Source organism: Enterococcus sp. AZ188 (assembly GCF_050544075.1).
Taxonomy (GTDB): domain Bacteria; phylum Bacillota; class Bacilli; order Lactobacillales; family Enterococcaceae; genus Enterococcus_D; species Enterococcus_D entomosocium.
The window spans coordinates 323,354-348,384 of the sequence record NZ_CP172943.1 but is presented as its reverse complement, the minus strand read 5'-3'; the positions used below and the strand labels follow the sequence as shown (position 1 = coordinate 348,384).

Here is a 25,031-nt window from a genome sequence, read left to right as displayed (position 1 = left end):
TTCTAAATTCGTTTTTGCAGCTCGTACAATGTATTCAGAGCATCCATCGGGGTCATTTCCAACAGATTCAATTTCTTCAATTGATCGATGACGCCGATTTCTTCCGTAGATACTTCACTAAACAACGACAACTGCTGACTTTCTTCGACGACTGGTTTTGGCTGTACCGTCGGTTCATGTTCTTCCAGCGCTTTTAGGATCGTCGCTGCGCGCTGTAAGAGTGCACTTGGCAGTCCAGCGATTTTGGCTACATGGATCCCATAGCTTTTATCTGCGGGTCCTTCCATCATCTTATGCAAGAAGACAACTTCGCCTTCTTTTTCAACGGCACCGACATGGACATTGCGTAAGTGTGCCAATTCCTCATCTAAAACCGTCAGCTCATGATAATGGGTGGAGAAAAGTGTTTTGGCATGAACTTCTTTGTGGATATATTCAATGATGGCTTGTGCCAATGCCATCCCATCATAGGTCGCAGTCCCACGCCCTAACTCATCAAACAAAATCAAGCTGTTAGGTGTTGCATGACGCAGCGCTTGGTTGGCTTCCATCATCTCTACCATAAACGTACTTTGACCGGCGATCAGGTCATCGCTGGCACCGATGCGAGTAAAGATCCGATCAAAAATCGGCATCTCTGCAGATTTTGCCGGTACGAAACAGCCGATCTGCGCCATAATGACTAGCAAGGCAAACTGCCGCATGTACGTACTTTTCCCAGACATATTTGGTCCTGTGATCAACAGGATCTCTGTTTCTTCATCCATCACGATACTATTTGGAATGTACTCTTGGTGACCAAGGACTTTTTCCACTACAGGATGACGGCCATCGATGATCGATACTGCTCGTTTTTTCGCTACTGTCGGCCGCACGTATTGGTAGCGTTCCGAAACCGTGGCGAAACTTTGTAAGACATCGACCGCACTGACGGCTTTGGCTAACTTTTGTAGACGTGTGATACTCTTTTTCACTTCTTCACGAACGTCAAGAAAGAGGCGATATTCCAAATCCACCGATTTTTCTTCGGCTTCTAAAATCAAAGTCTCCAGTTTTTTCAACTCGGGTGAAATAAAGCGTTCCGCATTGGCTAAGGTTTGCTTGCGCTCGTAGCGAGAGGTATCTAAATTCACTAGATTGGCTTTCGTGATCTCAATGTAATAGCCAAAGACGCGGTTGAACCCAACTTTCAGGTTTTTGACCCCCGTCGCTTGACGTTCGTTGGCTTCTAATTCCGCCAACCATTGCTTGCCATTACGCATCGCCGTACGGTATTCATCTAATTGTTGATGGAACCCGTCTTTGATGATGTTGCCTTCCGTGATCTGTAACGGGGCATCTTCATCGATCGCCGCTTCGATCAGTGCAACCAAATCATCTAGGGGCGTTAATTCCAGCAGCAAGTCATTCCACTCGCCACGGTTGATGCCTTGCAGCAATTGCGCGATCAAAGGCACTTGCTCCAAAGAAGATTTCAACTGCAGCAAATCGCGGCCATTGACATTTCCGAAGGCGACCCGTCCGACTAAGCGTTCCATGTCATAGACTTTCGTCAGCGCTTCTTGCAGATCTGCTCGCTCAAAGAAACTGTCCAGTAACGATTGGACCATTTCTTGGCGGGCAGTGATTTTCTTTGGATGGATCAAGGGACGGTCCAACCATTGCTTTAACAAACGGCCACCCATTGCGGTTTTTGTCTCGTCCAGCAACCACAAAAGAGTCCCTTGTTTTTTGCCAGTTCGAATCGACTGCGTCAATTCTAAGTTGAATTTGGAATAATGATCCATTTTCAAGGCATGATCGGGCTGATATTCCACGGCTTGTTGAATATGCGCTAAACTGCGTTTTTGGGTGATCGCCAAATAACTTAGCAACTTCCCTGTGACTACTTTTTCTAACTCTTGGGAGAGAGGTTCTGTTAAAAATTGAAATTCGGCATTTTCTTCCAACGTTTCTTGCTTAGAAAACACGACATTCAAGCGATTGGTCAGTGTTGTTTGCAATGACTCAGGGATCTCGCTGCACAAAACGACTTCTTTCGTTTGCAGAGCGGCGGCCTCATTGACGACAGCTTCTTCATCTTCCAATTGCGCTGCTTTTAATTCACCGGTACTTAGATCGACATAGGCAAAGCCAAAACGCTCCCCTTGCTGCAAAACAGCTGTTAAAAAGTTGTTTTCTTTGGCGGATAGGCCTTTACTGTCCATCACCGTTCCCGGCGTGATCAGTTGAACGACTTCGCGTTTGACCATTCCTTTGGTGGTTTTTGGGTCTTCCACTTGCTCACAAATCGCTACTTTGTAGCCTTGCTCGATCAAGGTGTCGATGTAATTGCTGGCGGCGTGGTAAGGCACCCCACACATAGGGATCGGTTCCTCCGCATTTTTGTTGCGGCTGGTTAACGTCAGTTCTAAAATTTGTGCTGCCTTGACAGCATCCTCATTAAATAATTCATAGAAATCTCCTAAACGATAGAATAAAAAAGCATCTTGGTACTGAGCCTTGATGCTTAAATACTGTTCCATCATCGGGGTATTTTTAGTTTTTTGAGGCATTGGTTTCATCCTCCTCGATGGCTTTATTCATTTTCTTTTGGATCTCCGTCGTGACATATTGCAGCAATTCATCTGCTTGCAGTAACGCTTGGCGATAAGCAACCACTAAGGGGTGCTGCTCGTATTCGTTTGTCAATGACGCATAACGCTGCTCCGCAGCTTTTTTTGCTTCGGGTTTCTCATAATGCTCAAATTGAACGATTTCTTTTTGCGCTTGCTTCAGCGCTTCTTCCAACTCCAGTAGCCCTTGGTTTTGCAAGGCTCGTACTTGAATTTCTTGAAATTCTTGAACGATCGGATGATTAGACAAAAGCTTTTGCAAAGCAGCCAACTCTTGGGCAACGTTTGATTCTTTGGTTAATTGCTCTTCCATGCTTCTCCTATTCTGTAAACGGGCGATCTTCACTGATTTGGATCGGACGGATCGATTTTGCTTTACCAGTGGCTTCATCAATCTCAAGCAAGCAAGCCGACAAAATACTGCGGCCTTTTTCAATCACTTCAAACCGTTGCGGCAACGCCGTCAAAAATTTTTCAATGACTGGTTCGCGTTTCATTCCCAAAATCCCATCATAAGGACCAGTCATGCCGACATCTGACAAATAAGCCGTTCCTTGGGGCAAAATCCGCGCATCGTTGGTCTGTACGTGGGTATGCGTGCCGACGACTGCCGAAACTCGGCCATCCAAATACCAGCCCATCGCTTGTTTTTCGCTAGTAGTCTCCCCATGAAAATCCACAAAGATAAACGGTGTACGTTTGCGGGCAATCGCAACCAATTCATCCATTTTGCGAAACGGATCATCAAGGTCTACCATGAACGAGCGAGCTTGCATGTTGATCACCGCCAACTCAATGGTGTTGACTTTCACAAACACCATGCCGACCCCCGGTGTTCCCTCTGGAAAATTGGCTGGACGAATCATTTTCTTCGCATCGCCAATAAATTCAAAAATGTCACGGTTGTCCCATGTATGATTGCCTAATGTCACGACATCGACACCATCTTGCAAAAATTTCTTATAAATTTTACCAGTGATCCCACGACCCGCCGCCGCATTCTCGCCGTTCGCGATCGTCACCTGTGGTCGATACGCCTTCTTTAATTTGGGAAGGTACTCCGTGATTGTTTCTCTTCCTAATGAACCAACTACATCTCCAATGAATAATACCCGCACACATTTTTCCTCTTCTCTTTTAGCTTCTTTTCTATTATAAGGGTTTTGGTCCAGAAAAAAAAGGTTCTTTCACTTGCTGTTCTTCCTTGCAGCAAAACAAAAAAACACGCTAGACTTTTTCGCTTTAGTCTAGCGTGTTGCCGCGTTCTCTAGGAAACGGTAGTGTCTTCTTTCCCGACATGTTCCACGATCGCCACGATCAAATCACGGGCTTTTTCCATCGCTTCCACGGTAATAAATTCATACTGGCCATGGAAGTTTTCACCGCCAACAAATAAGTTCGGTGTTGGAATGCCTTTATAGGTGATTTTCGAGCCATCGGTCCCGCCACGAAACGGCGCTTCGATCGGTGTCACACCAATCGCTTGCATCCCTGCTCGGGCAGCTTCGATACTGCGGGGATCTTTCTTGATCAAATCCCCCATATTGTAATATTGGTCATACAGCGTATAGGTGATGCGTTCTTGCCCATAGGCTGTGTTCAATTCGTCAATGATCCCCACGATGTTAGCTTTTCGCTGTTCAAAAAGCATATGATCGTGATCACGAATGATATAAGAAACTTCTGCTCGACCAATATGTCCCGTCAAATTGTGCAGTAGGTAAAAACCTTCATACCCGCGGGTGCGTTCAGGAACTTCCTCTGCTGGTAAGGCATCGTCGATTTGATGCGCGATTTTCAAGGCGTTGACCAAACGACCGTAAGCAGTTCCAGGATGCACACTCGTACCATCAATCGTTATATCAATACGAGCAGCATTAAAGGTTTCATATTCCATATGCCCCACACGACCACTGTCCATCGTGTAAGCAAATGCCACTGGAAAATCCGCCGCATCAAAGCGATCAGCGCCAGTCCCGATCTCTTCGTCAGGCCCAAAAGCGACCCAGACATCGCCACGTTTATGCGCATCCATCGTTTGTAAGATTCGCAGCGCGTCAATGATCTCTGCGATACCAGCTTTATCATCTGCACCCAGCAGGGTCGTTCCATCCGTTGTGATCAGCGTTTCGCCGACATAGTCTTTGAGATTAGGAAATTCAGCAGTTGTCATATAAATGGCTTTTTCTTTATTTAAACAAACATCCTTGCCATCGTAATTTTCATGGATCTGCGGCTGAATATTTTCAGCTTCGAAATCTGCCGTGTCTACATGGGCAATAAAGCCAATCGCCGTTTTTTCAGGATTACCAGGTAGACGTCCGATCACAAAACTATTCTTTTCATAGTAAGCAACATCCGCTACCCCCATCTCGATCAACTGATCTTTCAATAAAAGAGCCAACTCAACTTGTCCCGGCGTCGTTGGGATGGTCTGACTCGTCGCATCTGAGCGAGTATTCATTTTTGCATAGGTCAAAAAATCCTTTAAGATTGCTTTCAATTCTGCACGTCCTTTTTCTTCAATTCTTCTACTATCTTTATAACGACAAGGGACGATTGTCCGTTTCGTGGATCACTTGTCGAAAATCAGCAAAGCCAGCTGCTAACCCCCGCAACAAGATTTCTGCCGTTCCCATATTGGTAGCTAAAGGAATCTCGTACACGTCTGACAAGCGAATCAATGCCGTTACATCTGGTTCATGGGGTTGCGCGGCTAAAGGATCGCGCAAAAAGATCACCATGTCCAAGTCATCTTGCGAAATCATGGCGCCAATTTGCTGATCTCCTCCCAGCGGCTCTGATTTGTAGCGGTGGACAGGCAACTGGGTTGCTTCTTCGATCCTCTTCCCCGTAGTTCCTGTTGCGAAAAGTTCATGCTGCGCTAAAATTTCTCGATAGGCAGTCACTAATTTTACCATTACATCTTTTTTTCGATCATGAGCAATCAATGCGATTTTCATTTGCTGCATTCCCCCTTTTTTCTATTGTACCAATTTATTTTCTTTGCGACCGAGAAAAAACAAAAAAACATAGCACAGATGCCGTAAACCGACTGTGCTATGTCTAAAGGATTCCTTTTTAAATCAGTTGTAATTCTTTCAAGGCTAACCAGATGCCATCTTCATCATTGCTAGCGGTCACCATATCTGCGACTTGTTGGATCTCAGGGACCGCATTGCCCATTGCCACACCGACACCTGCGGCAGTCAGCATTTCACGATCATTTTGGCCATCACCAAAACAGATCACATCTTCTTGCGCTATCCCTAATTGTTCCGCGACGCACAGGATCGTTGCTGCTTTGGAGCCTTCTTTTGGAACGACATCCACACTGTTTTCATGCCAACGCACAAAACGCAGTTTGCTGTATTTCTCGTCAAAGAAATGCTCATACTCTTTTCCGTAAAAAGCCAATGCTTGATAGACTTCTTTTTCTTCGGGAAAATCCATGTCCAACTCAGGAAGTTGGGCACCAAAAGAATGCATCGCTGCTTCCATTTTAGCAATATCCAAAGAAGACGCTCGTTTCGCTGTATCCATCCCGACAAATGCCGTGTCGATCCCAAGCTCTTGGGCTTCTGCCACGAAAGCAGCCAATTGCGTTTCATCGAGTAAGTTTTTATACACCTGCTGATGCGAAAGAAAAGCAGCTGCGCCATTACATAAAATGTAATTATCAAAGGACAACGAACGAATAATATCTTGAGCGTGGAAACGACTGCGTCCAGTGGCAACGGTCACGAAATGGCCAGCATCTCGCAAAAGATCAAGGGCTTTTAGCGTACTGTCGAGTGGCTGTTTGTTCGAGTCAAGCAAGGTTCCATCAATATCAAAGGCAAAGAATTTCCGATTCATAAAAGGTTAAGGCTCGCTTTCTATTAAGAAGTAACTAAGATTTTGGTCTTGATTGCGGTCATTTTTACAAAAAACAGCAAGAAAAACCGTACATACTTATTCTTAACATAAATAGGCGCTGATTTCAACGCTCCGTTAAGGGATGATGGCTTCTTCCTGGAGAAATGTTAGAGAAAAGAAAAAAAAGAAGCATCGCTGCTTCTTTTGGTAGGTTCTAATTAGTCGACATAGGTCGATTTTGAGTTGTTCAACCATGCATAGCCCAGTCCCATGACCAAGCCACCGCCGATATAGTTACCGATAAAGGCAAAAACTAAATTATGGATCACACTGCCGACAGTCATACCTGCCAAGTGTCCGCCTGAAGCCCAGAAAGCTAAGGTAAACGCTGGGAAGTTAGCAATAACGTGTTCGAATCCTAAGAAAGCAAAGATGAAGATGATGAAAATGATTGCTGCAACTTTTCCGGCATCGTCTTTCATCCGCATGCTTACTAGCACAGCTGTGTTTACAACGATATTGGCGAACATCGCTTCTACTAAAATTTGGATGGTCGATTTTTCTAATTTCGCAGTGATCGAGGTCAGCATAAAGTTGTCTGCGGTCAGCCCTTGAAAAGGACCTGTCAGTGCAACGATTGAGCCGAAAATCACCCCGCCGATCAAGTTGAACAAGACACACGTAAGCAAAATTTTCAATGCCAAAGGAATACTTAGACGTTTACGGTAAACCCCAACAGTCATATACAACATATTTGATGTTCCTAATTCTGCGTTCATATAAAGAATCATGACTAAAGACCAGCTAAACATAAATGCATATAGAATTTTCCCTAACCCGTGAACCATCGATTCACCTTTCATAGCGATCGCAAAAGCAATAGCTGTTCCGAGGGTCAAGAATAAACAAGCCATCATCGCACGTACAGCGTAACGCAAATAACTACTCTTGATCAGATCGATTTTCTTTTCTATGGAAGAATCGATCTTCTCAAATAATGGGGATACTGGATTCATTTTTTCTACTCCTTTTATGAATAATTTCACTTCGTTATCATTTGCACAATACTTTCATATTCTAATGACGAAAAGCTGTTTTGTAAAGAGATATTTGAAAATATAAGTAATTAATGAAAAATTTCAAGATTTGTTTTCATCAAATCCAAAGCCAGCTCCATCTTGACTTTTGCCCCTAGTTTGTCGTATACTATTCCTTGTGTAAAATAATGCAGCAGGAAAATAACAGCTCGTCACCAGTTCGTTGCCCCTCGGGTGCAATTGCGTAACCGCGGCTGCAAAGGTGAAGATTGAAGAACGAACTGCACGAATGTGAGTTTTTCAACGGATTATTTTACTCCAAACTATTTTATTGGAGGAACTAAATTATGTCTCGTTATACAGGACCATCATGGAAAATTTCTCGTCGTTTAGGAATTTCTTTATCAGAAACTGGAAAAGAATTGGCACGTCGCCCTTACGCTCCAGGACAACACGGACCAAACAGCCGTGGCAAAAAATCAGAATACGGCATGCAATTAACTGAAAAACAAAAATTGCGTCATATGTATGGCATGAACGAACGTCAATTCCGTACATTGTTTATCAAAGCAAGCAAAATCAAAGAAGGTAAACACGGTGTTAACTTCATGATCTTGCTAGAACAACGTTTAGATAACGTTGTTTACCGTCTAGGTTTAGCAACTACTCGTCGTCAAGCACGTCAATTAGTAAACCACGGTCACGTTTTAGTTGATGGCAAACGCGTTGATATCCCTTCATACCACGTTGAAGTTGGACAAGTCATCAGCGTTCGTGAAAAATCACAAAACATCTCAACAATCAAAGAAGCAGTTGAAGCAACAGCTGGCCGCGCGTCATTTGTAAGCTTTGATAGCGAAAAATTAGAAGGTTCATTAACTCGTTTACCTGAGCGTGATGAATTGTCTGCAGAAGTTGACGAAGCACTAGTCGTTGAATTCTACAACCAAAAACTTTAAGATTTCAACCGACACGATTCCTTTTTGGAATCGTGTTTTTTTGTGGAATCAACGGATTTACTGATTCTCTTAAGAAGACCCTTGAAAAAATACCAAAAAAACCGACAATGATACATCGCTGTATTCATTTGCCGGTTTTGTTCCTATTATTAGATAAAGTTCGCAACAGATTCGCCTTCTTCTTGCTTTTGGCGATAATTAAACATGAGTAGCTCTGTTTGGCGTCGTTTGAAAATGATCTTTCGTAAGTTTCGTGGCACGAATTTACGAATGTCTTCTTCATTGTACCCCACTTGGAGCTTGTTCTCATCTAAGATAATTGGCCGTTTCAATAAGTTCGGGTATTGTTCGATCAATGAAAGCAGCTCTTCTAGCTTCAACTCTTCTAAATCGATGTCTAACTTTTGGTACACTTTCGAACGAGTAGATATAATGTCTTCCGTTCCATTTTTTGTTAAAGAAAGAATCTCCATTAGTTCATCACTATTTAATGGATCGCTAAAAATGTTTCTCTCTTTAAATGGCAGTTCATTTTCGGTCAACCATGCACGGGCTTTACGACATGACGTACAGCTGGGTGTTGTATATAGTGATATCATTTGTTTATTCTTCCTTTCTCTTTGATGTACTTCGATTTTTTGCGTGGTGCTCAACCTTCGATTTGATCGATCGTTTCCTGTTTGACGATATCGGCGATTCGAATATTGATCTCTTTGACTTTCAAAGAAGTCAAGCGGCTAATTTCTTCTAAGACCACTTCTTGGACTTGCGCAAAGAGTTTGGGGATATCTTTGCCGTAAGCCACGATTACTTCCAAATCAACTGCAACCTCTTCTTTGCCAACTTCCACATCGATGCCAGAAGCGACTTGCGGCTGTTCTTCAAGGTTTTCGGTCATATCTGAAAGAAATCTGCCATTTACACTAATCAAGCCATCAATTGACTGCAAAGCGACACCAACAATTGTTTCAATGACTTTCTCTTCAAAGGACAGTGGACTTGCTTGCGCTGCTTCATTAGACACATTCGTTGTTTGCTGATCGTCAGTCATTTTTCACACTCCTTGGTTAAATAAGAAAGGATACTAGAGACATCGCAAAGTCGCATACACGACCTTGTCTAAAGTGGACATTCCTCTTGGGAATTTTTTTCCCTACCTTTCTAGCATAAATTCTTTTTGTTTTTTTTACAAAGAAAAACACTTGTTTTCGGAATAAATTTATCGTGCAAGATAAAATGAATGCGCTAAAAAAATCTCAAAGCATAATTTTCCTGAAATGATTCGTTTTTCTTGACAAAAAAAAAGAAAGCAGCTACACTGCTCTCTTTTATTCTTTGTTATTTTGACAAGGCATCTAATGGATCAATCAGTTGATGCCGGGCTAAACTAGGTGAAAGACTAACTTCAAAATGCAAGTGAGGACCTGTACTGTTCCCCGTACTTCCCATGGAAGCAATCACTTCGCCTTGTTCGACCGTTTGACCGACTTCCACTAAATTGCGATGATTGTGCGCATACAATGTCGTCAGCCCATCTTTGTGCTCGATAGCAACATAATTCCCCCATGAAGAATGATATTCTGAGCGGATCACCGTTCCTGAAAGACTAGCCATGATCGGCGTTCCTTGCGGGGCGGCGAAGTCCACTCCACGATGAAACCCATTGCCTCGTGGACCAAAGACAGAAGAGACAACTGGATTGCTGACAGGATAGATCATCTGTTCGCTGCCTGTCGGTAATTCTGGTTTCTCTTTGTCATAACTCGTCAGAGCATATGCTTCGATCAGCGCATTTAGCTTCTCATTGTATTGTGTATCTGATGCATAACGCCCGGTCAGATATTCCGTGGCATCTTCATAAGACTCCGTTTCTGATTTCCAAACACCTTTATAAAAATTCGGATTGTGGTCCAATCCTTCTTTCAACAATTTCGCATAATCTTTCAAAGAAGATTCGATACTGTCATATTGGCGAAACGTGGCATGAACTGTGTATAAATTACCGGAACCATCGTCTTCTTGCGTTTGGAAGGAAATCCCATTCCCTTCATAAAGTCCCTTAATACCAAATAGGTTATAAAAAGGCTCCTGGCTCAGACGACTTCTTCCGCTACCAGACTCTAAAATCGCTTGTGCAATCATGACCGATGCGTAAAGATCTTCTTCTTGTCCAACTTTACGAGCATCTTCTCCAATCTCCATAATAAAGTCCCACGTTTCTTTGACTGGCGTGACTTCAAATTTTGCTGGCTCATCTTCTTGCGGCGGCGTTACCGTCAACTCTGGTACGTTCGGTACTTCTTTGATGTCAGGCGAAGGCTGGCTTGGTGTTGATTCTGGCTCTGGATTTGGTGTTGTCTCTGGTTCTGGGTTTGGTGCTGGTTCTTCTGGTTCTGGCGCCGGCTCAGGTGTTGGTTCTGGCTCTGGATTCGGCTCTGGATCAGGATTTGGTACCGGTTCTTCTGGTGTTGGTTCTGGCGTCGGGGTTGGTTCCGGTTCTGGCAATGGTTCTGGTGTTGGCTGTTCAGGAACAGGTGTTGACTCTCCTGGAACTACTTCGCCGTTTTCTCCTGGTACCGTTGCGGCATCTTCAGGGACCAAGCCCATTGTTGGCCCGTTCACTCCCGGAACCGTTGACTCAGCTGTATTTTGACCAGCAGTAGACTCGCTCGTTAAAACAGCCGCAGCCGCTGATACTGGCAGCAATGTTGAAAATTGACTGGTAATAATGGCAATTGCCATCCATTTCTTTATTTTCATTCGTGAACTTTCCTCCTTTATTCCTCCCTCTATCATACAAAAAATGCAAGAAACTTTGTAATCAATTTTTGCATTCCTATATGAAAAAGGAGAAATACTTGATATTTTGCTACTCTTTCCTATCTTTAATTACGCACAAAAAGTTCCTCTTGCTTGCAAAAAAACAAAAAACAACGGTGCTTTTCTTCACCGTTGTTTTTTATGCGAATGAGGGCTAAGAAATTCAGACGCTTCTTTTCGTTGATCGCTCAATGACGATGGGGTTTTGAGTAAGCGTCAGTTTCTTTTGATAAACTTGTAGTTGAATAGCTCTACCCTTTATTAGCGAAATTTTGATTGACTGATGGTTGACTGACACGTCAATCAAACATTGGTTATACGTAATTTTGAATGTATATTTTTTCCAGTCAACTGGAATTGTGGGGGCTAGTTTTATTCCTTCCCTATCAGTTCTCACGCCACCAAATCCATAGACAATATTCATCCAAGCTGCAGCAATCGAAGTCATATGCAATCCTTCACGAGTATTACGATTGAAATTATCCAGATCCATTCTAGTGGCAAATTCAAAAAAATGATATGCTTCATTTTCCATTCCCAATTCTGCCGCCAAAATAGAATGGATCGAAGGTGACAGCGAGGATTCGTGAATCGTCCTTGGTTCATAGTAATCATAGTTGATTTGCTTTTCCGCTTTCGGAAAAGATTGGTTATACAAGAAAAGAAACATTAAGACATCTGGTTGTTTGATCATATTGTTACGATAGATGCGATCATAGGACCAATGATCATAAAGCGGGAACTCTTCGATGGGAATCGAGCGGATATCCACATGAGGTAATTTGAAAAAACCATCATGTTGTTCAAACAAACCATACTCCGTTTTTAAAATAAGCATTTCTTTGCTACAAATTTGCCAGTAGCCAATCTCCTTTTCACTCAAACCATGCGCTGATAGAAGTGTACTATATCTAGTTTCATTACTCGTTTTCAATTTTTTCAATACCTCTACAGTATAATCGAATGTTCTTTTCGCCATATAATTTGTATACGTATTGTGATTTACCATCATCTGAAATTCATCTGGTCCCATCACCCCAAAAAAGCCAAATTCACCTTCTGGAGACCAATCACCTCTAGAAGCCAAAAAGCGTGAAATTTCAATCAACATTTCGATTCCGTGTCCATACAAAAATTCAGTATCTTTCGCTACCTGCATGTAATGCCAGATGCCATAAGCAACAGCGGTGCTTGGCTGAAATTGAAGGCTTGCATGCTGCCAAAGATCGCTGGCTTCGTTCCCATTCAATGTAGCGATGGGGTAACAAGCTCCTTGGCAATCAAGCTGGCGTGCTCGTTTTTTGGCTTCCGGCAAAGTATGATAGCGAAATTCTAATAAATTTTTTGCTGCATCAAGATTTGTCAATAAGTAAAAAGGCAGGCAGGAAGTTTCCGTATCCCAAAAAGCATGTCCACCGTATGCTTCACCAGTGAGCCCTTTCGCACCAATATTATGACTAGGATCTTGACCATGGTATGTTTGATGCAACTGAAAGATGCAGTAGCGAATCCCTTGTTGATTACTTGGATCACCATCGATTTGGATGTCTTCCTTAGCCCAAACGTTTTGCCAATAGGTGCGACTCTTTCGTTGCATCTCATCAAAGGAAAGACTTTTTTCCAGATCGGTGAGACAATGTTGTTTTAGTTGATTTAAATCAAGTCCGGTTTTATCGGCAATATTTACCGCATTTCGGTTTACTTGAAAGTTCATCCCTTCTTCTAGTTTAACGTTAAACTTACGGCCGATAAATTTATCCCTTTCCACAAGTTGCGTGTCGAGGGATTCAGTGGCGGATAAAGAAAAACCCGCATAAATGGTTTGCTTGGTGCTTCTTGTTTCTGCTGCTAAAAAAGCATGCCTATTTGAAGATTCTTTTTCTCGTTCCACCCAAAAATTTTGACCTTCAGATAGATGGCTCGTGGCAAAGTCAATCCCCATCAAAATTGAGATGGATGGACTACCTTCAATGACTTTTAACGAGATCTGCTGATACCCTAATGATACCGTTTCTCTATCTAGTGAACGTACAAAAGTCACCTTTAATTTGATATCCTTCTCAGGTTTCCAATAAAAACTACGAGTCAAGATACCTGTTCTAAGATCAAGTCGTCGTTGAAAAGATTCGATATCTGAATAAGCTAAATCTAGTAACACCTCACCACACCAAATTCTGGTATATAGCCAATCGACCGCATTGACCATAAAATGACTCCTCGAAATGATCCCCTTATACTTTACGCGGTTTTCCTTAGGGCTATTTTCGTAGATTCCATTGAAGTAGCTACCTAGCAATCGTTCTCCCGAATATCCTTCTTCAAAATAACCTCGGATGCCCATATATTCATTTGCCAAAGAAAAGATCGATTCGGACACTTCACTTCGTTCTTTATCAAACCCTTCTTCTGAAACACTCCACGGATCAACCGTATAGTATCTATCTGCAATTTTCCCCATAACACGTTCCTTTCTAGTATGTTGTTTTTCTGACAATCAATTTCCCATTGAGTAATGTGATTTGCGGTTCATTCGAATGGTTATCAATGATATTGACCAAGGTAGTCATGGCTGCTTCCCCTTTTTTAATCTGATCTAATCTGATCGTAGTTAATGGAGGATCATTTAAAGCTGCATAACGGATATCATCAAAACTGATGATCGACAGTTTCTTTTCATAAAAAATAGCTTCTTGTTTTAATTTATGAATAAACTTGATCGCTAAGTAGTCTGCTGTAACGAGCACTGCTTGAAACTTGTCTATGCTGCTGATCATTGTTGCTTGTTGTTCTTCTGTATACTCTAATCCCTCATCAAGCTTTATACCAAAATCCTGCAAAGCCTGATGATAGCCTAGATACCTTTGTTGAATAACCGATGTCTTTGATTGATCAAATTCATAGGACAAAAAGCCGATCTTAGTCAGACCCTTTTCAAGTAAAAAGGCAGTCGCTTCATATGCCGCTTTTTGATCATTCGTATTAATAAAAAAACTATTCGGATAGTCCGTGATTCGATTGAACACTTCATCCTCTAGATGCGTATCAATGAAAACGATTGGGACCTGGACAATCCGATTGACTTCTTCAAATAATTCTTGACTAAATCCTACTGCAATAAACCCATCAAATTTCCAATTTTTCTGTAATTCTCCAATATCATCTGTTTTGGTCACGCTATGGACGAGTGTAAAAAAGCTGTGCTCTTTTGTCACTCGCTGTATGCCATCTAGAACTTCTGTCACAAAAGGGTCCGCAAAGTCCAAATTTTTTTGATCTGAAAAATACAGTACCCCAATTAAGCGAGAAGAAGATTTGACTAACGCTCGTGCATTCATATTTGGTGAATAATTATATTTTTTTATGATCCCTTCGATCATTTCTATCTTATCTTGGGACACACGGTGCGCTTTTTTATTTATAACATTCGAGACTGTCGTCACACTGACCCCTGCTTCTTCTGCAATTTTTTTAATTGTAATCCTCATGCGCTTTGTCCTTTCGATAGTACTTGTTTTTCCTTATTATACCGCATTGTCGAGAAGCATCAATCAAAGGATAGCCAACAAGAATGGGTACCCTTTATTAGAACAATGACAATTTAAGAAAGTGGACTCTTTCCTCCTTGAGTTCTTCTTACGCTCTCTATTTTGTAGGACAAAGGGGCAACAGCACATGGATCAAGGTCTCTAGCTAACTACGAACTCATCAAATTTCTTGGGGTTCAGCGATGGTTCGCTCAGTCTTTTGATACATTTTTTTTAAGAGTAGATTATTGATCAATGAAGTCATGGCGAACCCACCAAACGTATAAACGTAAATAGCAGTCAACAATCTTTCGGGACTACTCAAGCTAAAATACATCATCATACTATTAAAGAGCAACAGCAAACCCGCTTGCTTCCCATTTTGAATCGCTATCAGCAAACAGTTCTTGATACTACGCCACACACCATCTTCATATCTACCAATATAAGAAAATAGCATGACAAACAATAATAAGAGACAGACGATGAAAGGGAATAAAATGGCTAAGCCAATCACCCTAAAGACTATAGCTTGAAGGGTAAACAAATAGAAATTGAGTGAAAAGATCGTTGTAAAAAAAAGAATACCTAACCAAATAATTGTTGCTTCAAAAAAATCCCTTTTTATCGTAGAAAAGTAGTGTCGCACAAGCCCTTCTTCTTGGCCCGCCAGTATTTTTTGCCAACAAGTGTTCATGGCTGTCAAAGAGACGCCGATTGTAAGGATCGGCAGACTAGTAAGAAGAAATAAGCCATTAAGCAAGCATATATCGGTAATCCTTGTTAATCCTTTCATCAATGGCGTATCAAATCGAAACAAAGTTTTCATGTATACTCCTTTCACCTAGAATAGGAAGGCTGAAGCAGTATTTCTACTTCAGCCCGCACGATCTAATTTATAATTGCTGAGTATCGATCAAAGGCATCATTTTGGATCCCCATAAACTCTTCGATCCCCATTGCGTTCAATTGTTCCAGATAGCTCTCCCATTCTTCTTCAATTCCGCCTTCTACTACCCATTTGGCAGCCATTTGCGAAGCATAAGAACTAATATCTACATAAAGTGCTGACAACCGAGCCAATTCTTCTTGCGAGTAAATCACATTCGGAAATGCAGGTTGGACGTATTGATTGATTTCACTATCAAGAATCAATTTCAATCCATCCCCTTGTGTTTCATCAATCGTCACACGCTCATTAAATTGATCATCCACATATTTTGGTCCAAAATCGCGCAATGAATTGATCCAAGCCCATTCATCCGCTGATTTCCCATCCTGTGGTGGTAAAACTGTATACTGGTCCCCGTTTTTCTCAACACCAACACCAAATGAGCCATAAAAGGTTTGAATGCTTGCATCATCTGTATAGAATTGATCAGCCCACTTTAAGAGCGCAGCAGGATTTTCACAACTCGTTGTTATCATAAACTCATTCCGACCGTAGTTATAATGATCTGGATCGGATATGACATAGCGTTGTCCATCTGGTCCTTTCAATGGTGGTAGTGCAACATACTCCTCAGCATGTAAGCCAAACGTTGCATCCGCCGTCCATCCAGCAGCCACCCCTACAAGAGCTGTATCTTTATTCATTCGTTTCGCATCACTCATGGATGTATCTTGAGTAAACAATTCTGGATCAATTAACCCAGCTTGATACGCCTCACTCATCCAAGAAATGCCATCACGATAGGTTTCTTCCATGCGTAAGTAGATTGGTTTTCCATCCTTCATTGACATTTCGTACGTATTGTCAGCTCCAAGCCGATTGTTAAACGGTAAAATGAATGAGAAGGTTTCACTAAAGTTTCCGACACCATACGGAATCTCATCCGTTGCATCTCCATTTCCATTGGCGTCCTCTTCTTTAAAAGCTGTTAAGACATCAATAAAATCTTCATACGTATCAGGCATCTCCAAGCCAAGATTATCAAGCCATGTTTGATTGATAAATAGTTGGTTCGCAATGAGCGGACGCATCGGTAGTTTTTTCGGTAAGCTATAGATATGCCCGTCTGGAGAGGTGATCATTGCTTTAATTTTCGGATCTTCCGACATAATGCGAGTAAGATTAGGCATGTTTTCTGCAATCAAGTCTTCTAAAGGGATAAACACATCTTGATTTTGGGCTATTTCGGCATCATTAAAGGTGATTGACCCTAAAAAGGCATCAGGCAAATCGCCTCCAGCCATCAAAACAGACTTTCTCTCACCCCAATCTGCTGAAAGATGAATATCCCATTCGATTTGAATCCCTGCATTTTCTTCTGCTTCTTCTAAAAAGCCTTTTGTAAAATCATCTCCCCAGTCTGACCAGCGAACAGTGGTGATTTTAAATTGATTCGTGTCACTTCCTTGCTCCTCTACGGCTCCTTCATTTCCACAGCCAGTCATCATCCCTAAAATTCCTAAAGAACAAAACAAATACCTCCATTTAAACTGTTTCATCATCATTCCTCCATTTTTTATTCTTTCAACGCGCCGATCATGACACCTTGATTAAAATACTTTTGTAAAAACGGGTATAACATCATAATTGGTGCTGTTGATACGACAATTGCTGCATATTTCATCATGTCTGCCGTTGCTCTTAGCTCAGATGCAAGTTCTCCGGTTGCTTGTGTTTGTAGTAATTGATTACTTATTAGTAATCGTCTAAGTATCAATTGCAGTGGTTGTAGATTGTCATTGGTCAAATAAATCAATGCATTGAACCACGAGTTCCAAATGCCAACTGCTGTCCATAAACCGATAACAGCCAGTATCGCTTTTGAAAGTGGTAATACCATGCTAAAGAAATAGCGGATCGTTCCACAACCATCAATTTGAGCTGCTTCCCATAAACCAGCAGGAATACTATTGTTGAAGAATGTTCTAGCTACGATGATATTGTAACTAGATACTGCAAAAGGAATGACCATTACCCAAAACGTATCTAAGAGACCAACATTCTTGATCGTTAAGTAAATCGGGATCAAGCCGCCCGAAACGAACATGGGAATAATAAACAATAAAGCCAGCCATTTCCTACCGTGCAAATCTTTTCTAGATAAGGCATAACCAGCGGGGATATTAACGAATAATGCGACAGCGGTTCCTACGATGGTATATAAAATGGTATTCAAGTAGCCTCGCCAGAATAAGCTCTGCTCAAACAAGCGGATATACCCATCTAATCGCCATTCATTTGGCCACAACCAAACATTTCCATTCCCGACATCCGCTGGATCACTAAAGGAAGCAATGATCACAAACCAAAGCGGATAAATGATTAGAAGGATCAACAAAATGGCTACCCCATAAACAAAGAAATCGAATATCCTTTCAGAACCAGTTTTTTTACTTTTTTTCATAATCTCCTCCTAAAACAACCCAGTTTTCGTCAAGCGCCTCGACAATGCATTCACTAAGATCAATATGATTATATTGATCACTGTATTAAATAAGCCGATAGCAGTTGAATAACTATATTGAAAGTTTATTAACCCTACTTTATAAACATATGTGGAGATAATTTCACTTCCTGCTAAATTCAAGGCATTTTGTAACAGCAACACTTTTTCAAACCCAACACTCAATAAACTACCTGCTCTTAATATAAGCAAGATCATTGCGGTGGGAAGAATCAGTGGTAAATCAATGTGCTTGATTTTTTGTAGTCTTGTGGCACCATCCATAGTCGCAGCTTCGTAGTAAGTGGGATCGATCGCTGATAAAGCCGCTAGATAAATAATGCTGTCCCACCCAACATGTTGCCAGACATCACTCCAAACGTATACGCTTGCAAAACTTCCTGGCTGAGAAAGCAAGGAAGGCAATTCTATGCCAACAAGCCGCATGAGGTTGACAATCAAACCATTGGTAGGTGATAGAAACAAGATCAACATCCCGCACATAACCATTGTAGAAATGAAGTGAGGTAAATAGGTGGTGACTTGGAAAAACTTCTTGAATTTTTCTACACGAATTTGATTGCAAAGAATTGCTAATGCAATTGGCAATGGAAAGCCGACAATCATACTGTAGAGGGAAATAGTTAGCGTATTTCTAAGGGTTACTCCAAATTGGAACGAATTAAAAAATTGAGAAAAATGCTTAAAACCAACCCACGGACTTCCAAAAATACCCAGTGATGGGGTGTAATCTTTAAATGCAATTACTAAACCATACATTGGAATATAAGTGAATATGACTAATAAAATCAAAGCTGGCGCTAATAAGACGTACAAAGAAAGACTATTTTTCATTTTATTCTTGTGAAAACTTGCGTTGCTTTTTTTTTGCACATGTAACCCTCCTTCAAAGAAAATCATTCTTTTCATTTTTTTTACGGTAGAGATAGGAAAAAAGTAACTACTCCTCCAAATAGCCTTTCGTCTACTATAGAACGAATGTAAAACAATCATTGGCCACGTATCCTGATTGTTTTTTACTTAGAAGTCAATCAATTTTTTAGTCTGTCTCTTGAAGGTTTAACGTTAAACTATAAGACAAAGTTTAACGTTAAACTTATTCGTTGTCAACGCTTTCATTAATAAAAAACAACAAACTTCTGCTGAGTAATTGGATGGTCGTATAAGCACTAGGATTTTGAACAAAACAAAAACAGCAGCGAGCGTCCTCCCTGCTGTTTTGATCTATCTTGACTCTATATCGATATATTCGCGATCATTTGACACTTCTTTATAGGCGGGGCGCATGATTTTTTGTGCGTTGACCAGCTCTTCGATCCGATGGGCGGACCAACCAACGATCCGTGCAATAGCAAACATTGGTGTATACAGTTCTTCTGGTAGATCCAACATGTTATAAACAAACCCGCTGAAAAAGTCGATATTGGCACTGACTCCTTTGTAGATTTTGCGCTTTTCATTGATGACTTGAGGAGCAATGCGTTCGACCATCGTATACAATTGATATTCTTGCCAAGCTTCTGATCCTTTTTCTTGTGCCAGTTTGGCTACATAATTTTTAAAGATCGCCGCACGAGGGTCGTTGTCGCTGTAAACCGCGTGGCCCATGCCATAAATCAATCCTTTACGGTCAAATGCTTCTTTATCTAGGACTGCTTCCAAATAAGTGCGGACGGCCTGTTCATCGGTAATATCAGCAACGTTGCGCTTCAAATCTCCCATCATTTCCGTCACTTTGATATTGGCGCCACCGTGTTTAGGTCCTTTCAAAGAACCTAGCGCTGCAGCAATCGTTGAATAGGTATCCGTCCCACTGGAGGTAACGACTCGTGTCGTAAAGGTCGAATTATTCCCGCCGCCATGTTCCATATGCAAAACAAGTGCCATATCCAATGTTTGGGCTTCTTGGAAGCTATATTCTTTCGTTGGACGCAGCATAGTCAAAATCGTTTCAGCTGTACTCAACTCTTCGGTCGGGCGGTGGATGTACATGCTCTCCCCTTGATTGTAATGATTGTAGGCATGATAGCCGTAGATTGCCAAGAGTGGAAAGACACTGATCAGCATCAGACTTTGTTCCAACACATTTTCAATACTGATGTCATCTGCTTGCGGATCATAACTTGCCAGTGTCAAGATACTGCGAGATAAACTATTCATGATATCAGAAGAAGGTGCTTTCATAATGACGTCACGAACAAAATTGGTCGGCAAAGTACGTTTTTCTGCTAATAGGCAATGAAATGCCGCAAGTTCTGTTTTGTTTGGCAGTTCGCCGAAAAGTAATAAATATGCAATTTCTTCAAAGCCAAAACGTTTCTCATTGACGAACCCTGCTACTAACTCATTGATGTCAATTCCGCGATAACGCAGCTCGCCACAAGCTTCAACTGGCTTGCCAGCAATGATTTTTTCTGGATAAATGGTGGAGATCGTCGTAAGACCTGCTAAGACCCCCGTGCCATTTAAATCCCTCAGTCCACGCTTTACATCATATTCTGAATAAAGATTCATATCTATCAAATTGTATTTCTGACATTGCGATGCAAGATAGGACAATTTCTCTTTCTTTTCTAATCTTTCCACGGTGATGTTACCTCCAATCTTTCTACAAACTATCGACTACAATGTTATTTAACCGTATACAAACATCGTTAAAATAGTCATCCTATAAAATCGTTGCTTTTTAACAAACTTTCACACATTATAGCACGATGTTTAGAAAATGAAATATTTTTCATAAATTTAATTGATTTTTTAAATTATCAACGTATAATTATTCCTAATAAGTACGATTATCTTCGTAAAAAGGAGGATTCTTATGAAGTGGCAAACTCAACTCACCGTCAATGACACCCAATACACGTATATTGACTTAGCGAAAATCACCCAAGACTTAGGGGCTGATTTATCTCGCTTGCCCTACTCCATTCGAGTTTTATTGGAAAGTGTTGCTCGTCATCAAGACGAGGAAATTACAGAGGATTATTTACCATTTTTAGCGAATTGGCAGGCAGAAAGCCCTACCGGTGTCGTGCCATTCAAACCAGAGCGGGTCGTCTTGCAAGACTTTACTGGGGTGCCTGCAGTCGTTGATCTGGCTGCCATGCGGGATGCGATGGTCGCTTTAGGCGGTGCCGCAGAAGACATCAATCCTGAGATCCCCGTCACACTCGTCGTCGACCACTCTGTGCAAGTCGATCAAGCCGGTACGCCTGGGGCGATCGCTTTTAATACGGAGCGGGAATTTGAACGCAACGCAGAACGCTATCAATTCTTGAAATGGGCACAAGGTTCTTTCGACAATTTCGAAGTCGTTCCGCCTGAAACAGGGATCATTCATCAAGTCAACATCGAATCATTGTCTGATGTGATCTTGCAAAAAACACACGAAGACCAACGTCTGCTGTTTCCTGATACATTGCAAGGAACCGATTCTCACACCACGATGATCAACGGTTTGGGGGTCCTCGGTTGGGGGGTTGGCGGTATTGAAGCGGAAGCTGCGATTCTTGGCGAACCTTCTTTCTTTCCTACACCTGAAGTCATCGGGGTGAAATTTATCAACGAGATGCCTGCAGGTACCACAGCAACCGATTTAGCACTAAAAGTAACCGAAGTGCTGCGGATCGAAAAAGTGGTTGGAAAATTTGTCGAATACTTTGGCCCAGGCTATGGTCATTTGAGCTTAGCCGATCGGGCGACATTAGCGAACATGGCCCCTGAATATGGTGCCACTTGCGGTTTTTGTCCGATCGATCAAGAGACCTTGAACTACTTGGCAACGACCGGGCGCTCCAGCGAGCTGATCGAACTCGTTACCGCTTACGCCAAAGCCAACCATTTCTTTTATGATGAAACGACCGTGCCGACCTATACTAAGACGATCACCATTGATCTAGCAGAAGTTCAGCCGGCATTAGCGGGCCCCAAACGCCCGCAAGATCGGATTTTGCTTCCAGCAGTCCGTCAGGATTTTGAACAATCAGTCACGGCAGCCGTTGGTCCCAAGGGCTTTGGACTTTCGGAGGATGAATGGCAAAAAGAAACCAGCGTTACTTGGCCAGATGCTGCAGCAGACAAATTAGAGACCGGCGATATCGTTTTGGCGGCGATCACTAGCTGTACGAATACTAGCAATCCTTTCGTCATGCTCTCTGCAGGCTTATTGGCCAAAAAAGCCATTGAAAAAGGTTTGACCGTCCCTCGTACGGTCAAAACCTCCCTTGCACCTGGCTCCCAGATCGTGACCACCTATTTGCAAAACAGTGGTTTGCTGCCGTATTTAGAGCAACTCGGCTTTTATTTAGTGGGCTACGGTTGTACCACCTGTATCGGAAATTCCGGTCCTTTAGAAGCGCCGGTCGCTGAAGCAATTGAGGCGGAAAATCTACTGGTGGCGTCGGTTCTGTCAGGCAATCGGAATTTTGAAGGAAGAATCCATCCACAGATCAAAGCCAATTATTTGGCTTCGCCGCCGTTAGTTGTTGCCTATGCGATCGCTGGCAGCACTCGCAAAGATCTTACAAAAGAACCATTAGCTATCGTCAATGACGAGCCGGTGTATTTGTCTGATATTTGGCCTAGCAATGAAGAAGTCAATACTTACGTTCAAGAATACGTCGGACCAGAAGCATTTCGCGCTGCCTATGAGCATCTTTTTGATGCCAATGAACGCTGGAATGCGATCGAAACCACCACGAGCGCATGTTATGAATGGGAGGAACAATCTACTTACATTGCTCATCCACCCTACTTTGAAACATTGACCAAAGAATTGCCTAAACCAGATGTCTTAGCCGATCTGAAAGTCTTGGCAAAATTGGGTGATTCCGTCACCACTGACCATATTTCTCCTGCCGGCAGCATCAGTATGGATTCTGCAGCTGGAAAATTTTTACAAGAAAAAGAAGTTCCGTATCGTGAATTCAATTCCTTTGGTTCGCGGCGCGGCAATCATCAGATTATGATGCGGGGGACTTTCGGCAACATCCGTCTGCAAAACCAGCTGGTTCCTGGCAGCACTGGCAGTGTCACGCATTATTTTCCAACTGGGGAAACCTTGTCTATATTTGACGCCGCTACGAATTACCAAAAAGCCGGCCAAAGCTGTATCATTTTAGCCGGTAAAGATTATGGCATGGGTTCTTCTCGCGACTGGGCCGCCAAAGGAACACAATTGTTAGGCGTTAAAGTCGTTTTAGCAGAAAGCTTCGAACGGATCCATCGCAGCAACTTGGTCATGATGGGGATCATTCCTCTTGAATATCTGGCTGGTGAAAGTGCCACCTCTTTTGCTTTAGATGGCAGCGAAACATTCTCGATCGCTTTGCCAGAAGAGCCAGCGGTCAAGCAGCTGGTCGAAGTCACCGCTCAACGGACCGACGGAGGGACTGTCTCCTTTATGACCCGTCTACGCTTTGATGCCCCGGCAGATATTCGCTATTGGAAGCATCAAGGAATTTTGCCAATGGTCATTCGAAAAAAAGCGGAATTAGGAGGAGCTGCCCATGTCTAACCAAACAACCCATGAAGCAACGACGATCACCATTCCTTACATTGCAGGAGACGGCATCGGTGCCGAGATTTGGCAGGCTGCGCAACCTGTGATTGATGCAGCTGTGAATAAAGCTTATGACAATCAGCGCCACATCGAGTGGCTGGAAGTTTTCGCTGGAGAAGCCGCCTTTGAACAGACAGGGGAATGGCTGCCGCAAGCAACCATCGATACGATCAAGGCCGAGCAATACGCCTTGAAAGGACCGTTGACTACCCCGATTGGCGAGGGCTTTCGCTCCTTGAATGTCACCTTACGGCAGACCCTGGATCTTTATGCCTGTGTCAGACCTGTTCGCTATTTTACAGGGGTCCCTTCGCCTTTAAAACAGCCAGAAAAAACCGATATGGTGATCTTTCGCGAAAATACTGAAGATGTTTATGCTGGCATCGAATTTGCCAAAGACGACGACGCAACACAGCGTTTGATCCAGACACTGCAAGCAGACTTTGCCGTCAAGGCGATTCGTTTTCCTAAAACTGCCGCTATTGGCATCAAGCCAATCTCTTTAGAAGGCAGTCAGCGCTTGATCGCTGCTGCCATTGAGTATGCGATTACTCAAAAGCGGCCCACGGTGACACTGGTGCATAAAGGCAATATCATGAAATTTACAGAAGGCGGATTTAAAAACTGGGGCTATCAGCTTGCAGAAACCACGTACGCCGACCAGTGTTTTACGATGAATCAATACAACAAAATCAAAGCAGAAAATGGTTCAAAGGCAGCCGAAGCCGCCCTTGCCTCGGCAAAAACGGCTGGAAAGATCGTTGTTAACGATGTGATCGCCGACAACTTTTTACAGCAGATCCTTTTGTATCCAGAAAAATTCGATGTCATTGCCACTTGTAATTTGAACGGCGACTACATCTCTGATGCACTCGCTGCACAAGTTGGCGGCATCGGGATTGCCCCCGGCGCCAATATCAACTACGATACTGGGGCAGCCATCTTTGAAGCTACCCACGGAACGGCACCGGATATCGCAGGACTTGGCAAAGCCAATCCCTGTTCACTTCTGCTATCGGCGTGCATGCTATTAGAACATTTGAACTGGCCGGAAGCTGCTGCAATACTGACGCAAGCCATTGAACAAGCCTTGCAAAGTCAGCACGTCACTGCCGACTTCGCACAGTTGATGCCCGAAGCCGTCTGTTTAACGACACAAGCGTTTGGTGAACACCTCCTTCAGCTGATCCATTCGTAAACTCAAGCTGTGATTGAGTCGGCATTTGCCTGCTCAATCAC

The 25,031-nt window shown here is 42.6% G+C and carries 20 protein-coding genes; 3 read left to right on the top strand and 17 right to left on the bottom strand.

The features are described 5' to 3' along the window. Nucleotides 1-2 precede the first annotated feature (2 nt). From mutS to IGI86_RS01645, 7 genes are all read right to left on the bottom strand, one after another. Nucleotides 3-2,555 carry a DNA mismatch repair protein MutS gene (mutS, locus tag IGI86_RS01675; protein ID WP_430617678.1) on the bottom strand — a complete coding sequence of 851 codons (2,553 nt, stop codon included), beginning with the start codon at nucleotides 2,553-2,555 and terminating at the stop codon, nucleotides 3-5. After that, nucleotides 2,539-2,928, bottom strand: a complete 390-nt coding sequence (locus tag IGI86_RS01670; protein ID WP_008376299.1) for a YlbF family regulator — start codon at nucleotides 2,926-2,928, stop codon at nucleotides 2,539-2,541. The genes mutS and IGI86_RS01670 overlap by 17 nt, the downstream gene beginning before the upstream one ends. Nucleotides 2,929-2,935: 7 nt before the next feature. After that, nucleotides 2,936-3,733 (bottom strand): TIGR00282 family metallophosphoesterase, encoded by a 798-nt coding sequence (locus IGI86_RS01665; protein WP_010748642.1) that lies wholly within the window; start codon nucleotides 3,731-3,733, stop codon nucleotides 2,936-2,938. A gap of 149 nt (nucleotides 3,734-3,882) precedes the next feature. After that, nucleotides 3,883-5,118, bottom strand: coding sequence for a peptidase T (gene pepT, locus IGI86_RS01660; RefSeq protein ID WP_008376304.1), 1,236 nt, complete (start codon nucleotides 5,116-5,118; stop codon nucleotides 3,883-3,885). 37 nt (nucleotides 5,119-5,155) lie between these two features. Continuing rightward, a complete protein-coding gene (mgsA, locus tag IGI86_RS01655; RefSeq protein WP_430617677.1) occupies nucleotides 5,156-5,578 on the bottom strand; it encodes a methylglyoxal synthase in 423 nt (140 codons plus the stop codon). A 118-nt stretch (nucleotides 5,579-5,696) separates the two neighbouring features. After that, nucleotides 5,697-6,473, bottom strand: coding sequence for a Cof-type HAD-IIB family hydrolase (locus IGI86_RS01650; protein ID WP_005227160.1), 777 nt, complete (start codon nucleotides 6,471-6,473; stop codon nucleotides 5,697-5,699). Nucleotides 6,474-6,691: 218 nt separating this feature from the next. Further along, on the bottom strand, nucleotides 6,692-7,489 hold the full coding sequence (locus tag IGI86_RS01645; protein WP_005227159.1) for a formate/nitrite transporter family protein: 798 nt from the start codon (nucleotides 7,487-7,489) through the stop codon (nucleotides 6,692-6,694). Between the two features lie 368 nt (nucleotides 7,490-7,857). On the opposite strand from IGI86_RS01645, the gene rpsD reads away from it, so the two are divergent. Next, nucleotides 7,858-8,469, top strand: a complete 612-nt coding sequence (gene rpsD, locus IGI86_RS01640) for a 30S ribosomal protein S4 (RefSeq protein ID WP_005227158.1) — start codon at nucleotides 7,858-7,860, stop codon at nucleotides 8,467-8,469. 149 nt (nucleotides 8,470-8,618) lie between these two features. Here the strand turns inward: rpsD and spx are convergent, their stop codons facing one another. The 10 genes from spx to IGI86_RS01590 form a co-directional block, all read right to left on the bottom strand. Further along, nucleotides 8,619-9,068, bottom strand: a complete 450-nt coding sequence (gene spx, locus IGI86_RS01635; protein WP_008376310.1) for a transcriptional regulator Spx — start codon at nucleotides 9,066-9,068, stop codon at nucleotides 8,619-8,621. A gap of 50 nt (nucleotides 9,069-9,118) precedes the next feature. Further along, nucleotides 9,119-9,520: an Asp23/Gls24 family envelope stress response protein gene (locus IGI86_RS01630; protein WP_005227156.1), complete on the bottom strand. Its 402-nt coding sequence runs from the start codon at nucleotides 9,518-9,520 to the stop codon at nucleotides 9,119-9,121. Between the two features lie 287 nt (nucleotides 9,521-9,807). Further along, nucleotides 9,808-11,229, bottom strand: a complete 1,422-nt coding sequence (locus IGI86_RS01625) for a peptidoglycan DD-metalloendopeptidase family protein (protein ID WP_430617676.1) — start codon at nucleotides 11,227-11,229, stop codon at nucleotides 9,808-9,810. A gap of 223 nt (nucleotides 11,230-11,452) precedes the next feature. Then, entirely contained in the window at nucleotides 11,453-13,747 is a 2,295-nt protein-coding gene (locus IGI86_RS01620; RefSeq protein WP_086299008.1) for a glycoside hydrolase family 65 protein, read from the bottom strand. A 13-nt stretch (nucleotides 13,748-13,760) separates the two neighbouring features. Next, complete coding sequence (locus IGI86_RS01615; RefSeq protein ID WP_086299007.1) at nucleotides 13,761-14,774, bottom strand: LacI family DNA-binding transcriptional regulator; 1,014 nt, start codon at nucleotides 14,772-14,774, stop codon at nucleotides 13,761-13,763. 220 nt (nucleotides 14,775-14,994) lie between these two features. Further along, entirely contained in the window at nucleotides 14,995-15,642 is a 648-nt protein-coding gene (locus IGI86_RS01610; RefSeq protein WP_087626795.1) for a DUF624 domain-containing protein, read from the bottom strand. 62 nt (nucleotides 15,643-15,704) lie between these two features. Then, nucleotides 15,705-17,270, bottom strand: a complete 1,566-nt coding sequence (locus IGI86_RS01605; RefSeq protein WP_375826438.1) for a sugar ABC transporter substrate-binding protein — start codon at nucleotides 17,268-17,270, stop codon at nucleotides 15,705-15,707. An 11-nt stretch (nucleotides 17,271-17,281) separates the two neighbouring features. After that, complete coding sequence (locus IGI86_RS01600) at nucleotides 17,282-18,169, bottom strand: carbohydrate ABC transporter permease (protein ID WP_016609205.1); 888 nt, start codon at nucleotides 18,167-18,169, stop codon at nucleotides 17,282-17,284. A gap of 9 nt (nucleotides 18,170-18,178) precedes the next feature. Next, a complete protein-coding gene (locus tag IGI86_RS01595) occupies nucleotides 18,179-19,138 on the bottom strand; it encodes an ABC transporter permease (protein ID WP_430617938.1) in 960 nt (319 codons plus the stop codon). Between the two features lie 315 nt (nucleotides 19,139-19,453). After that, nucleotides 19,454-20,815 (bottom strand): citrate/2-methylcitrate synthase, encoded by a 1,362-nt coding sequence (locus IGI86_RS01590; protein WP_086332918.1) that lies wholly within the window; start codon nucleotides 20,813-20,815, stop codon nucleotides 19,454-19,456. Nucleotides 20,816-21,050: 235 nt separating this feature from the next. On the opposite strand from IGI86_RS01590, the gene acnA reads away from it, so the two are divergent. Then, entirely contained in the window at nucleotides 21,051-23,747 is a 2,697-nt protein-coding gene (gene acnA, locus IGI86_RS01585; RefSeq protein WP_430617675.1) for an aconitate hydratase AcnA, read from the top strand. Continuing rightward, nucleotides 23,740-24,990: an NADP-dependent isocitrate dehydrogenase gene (gene icd, locus IGI86_RS01580; protein WP_315040770.1), complete on the top strand. Its 1,251-nt coding sequence runs from the start codon at nucleotides 23,740-23,742 to the stop codon at nucleotides 24,988-24,990. The genes acnA and icd overlap by 8 nt, the downstream gene beginning before the upstream one ends. Nucleotides 24,991-25,031 lie beyond the last annotated feature (41 nt).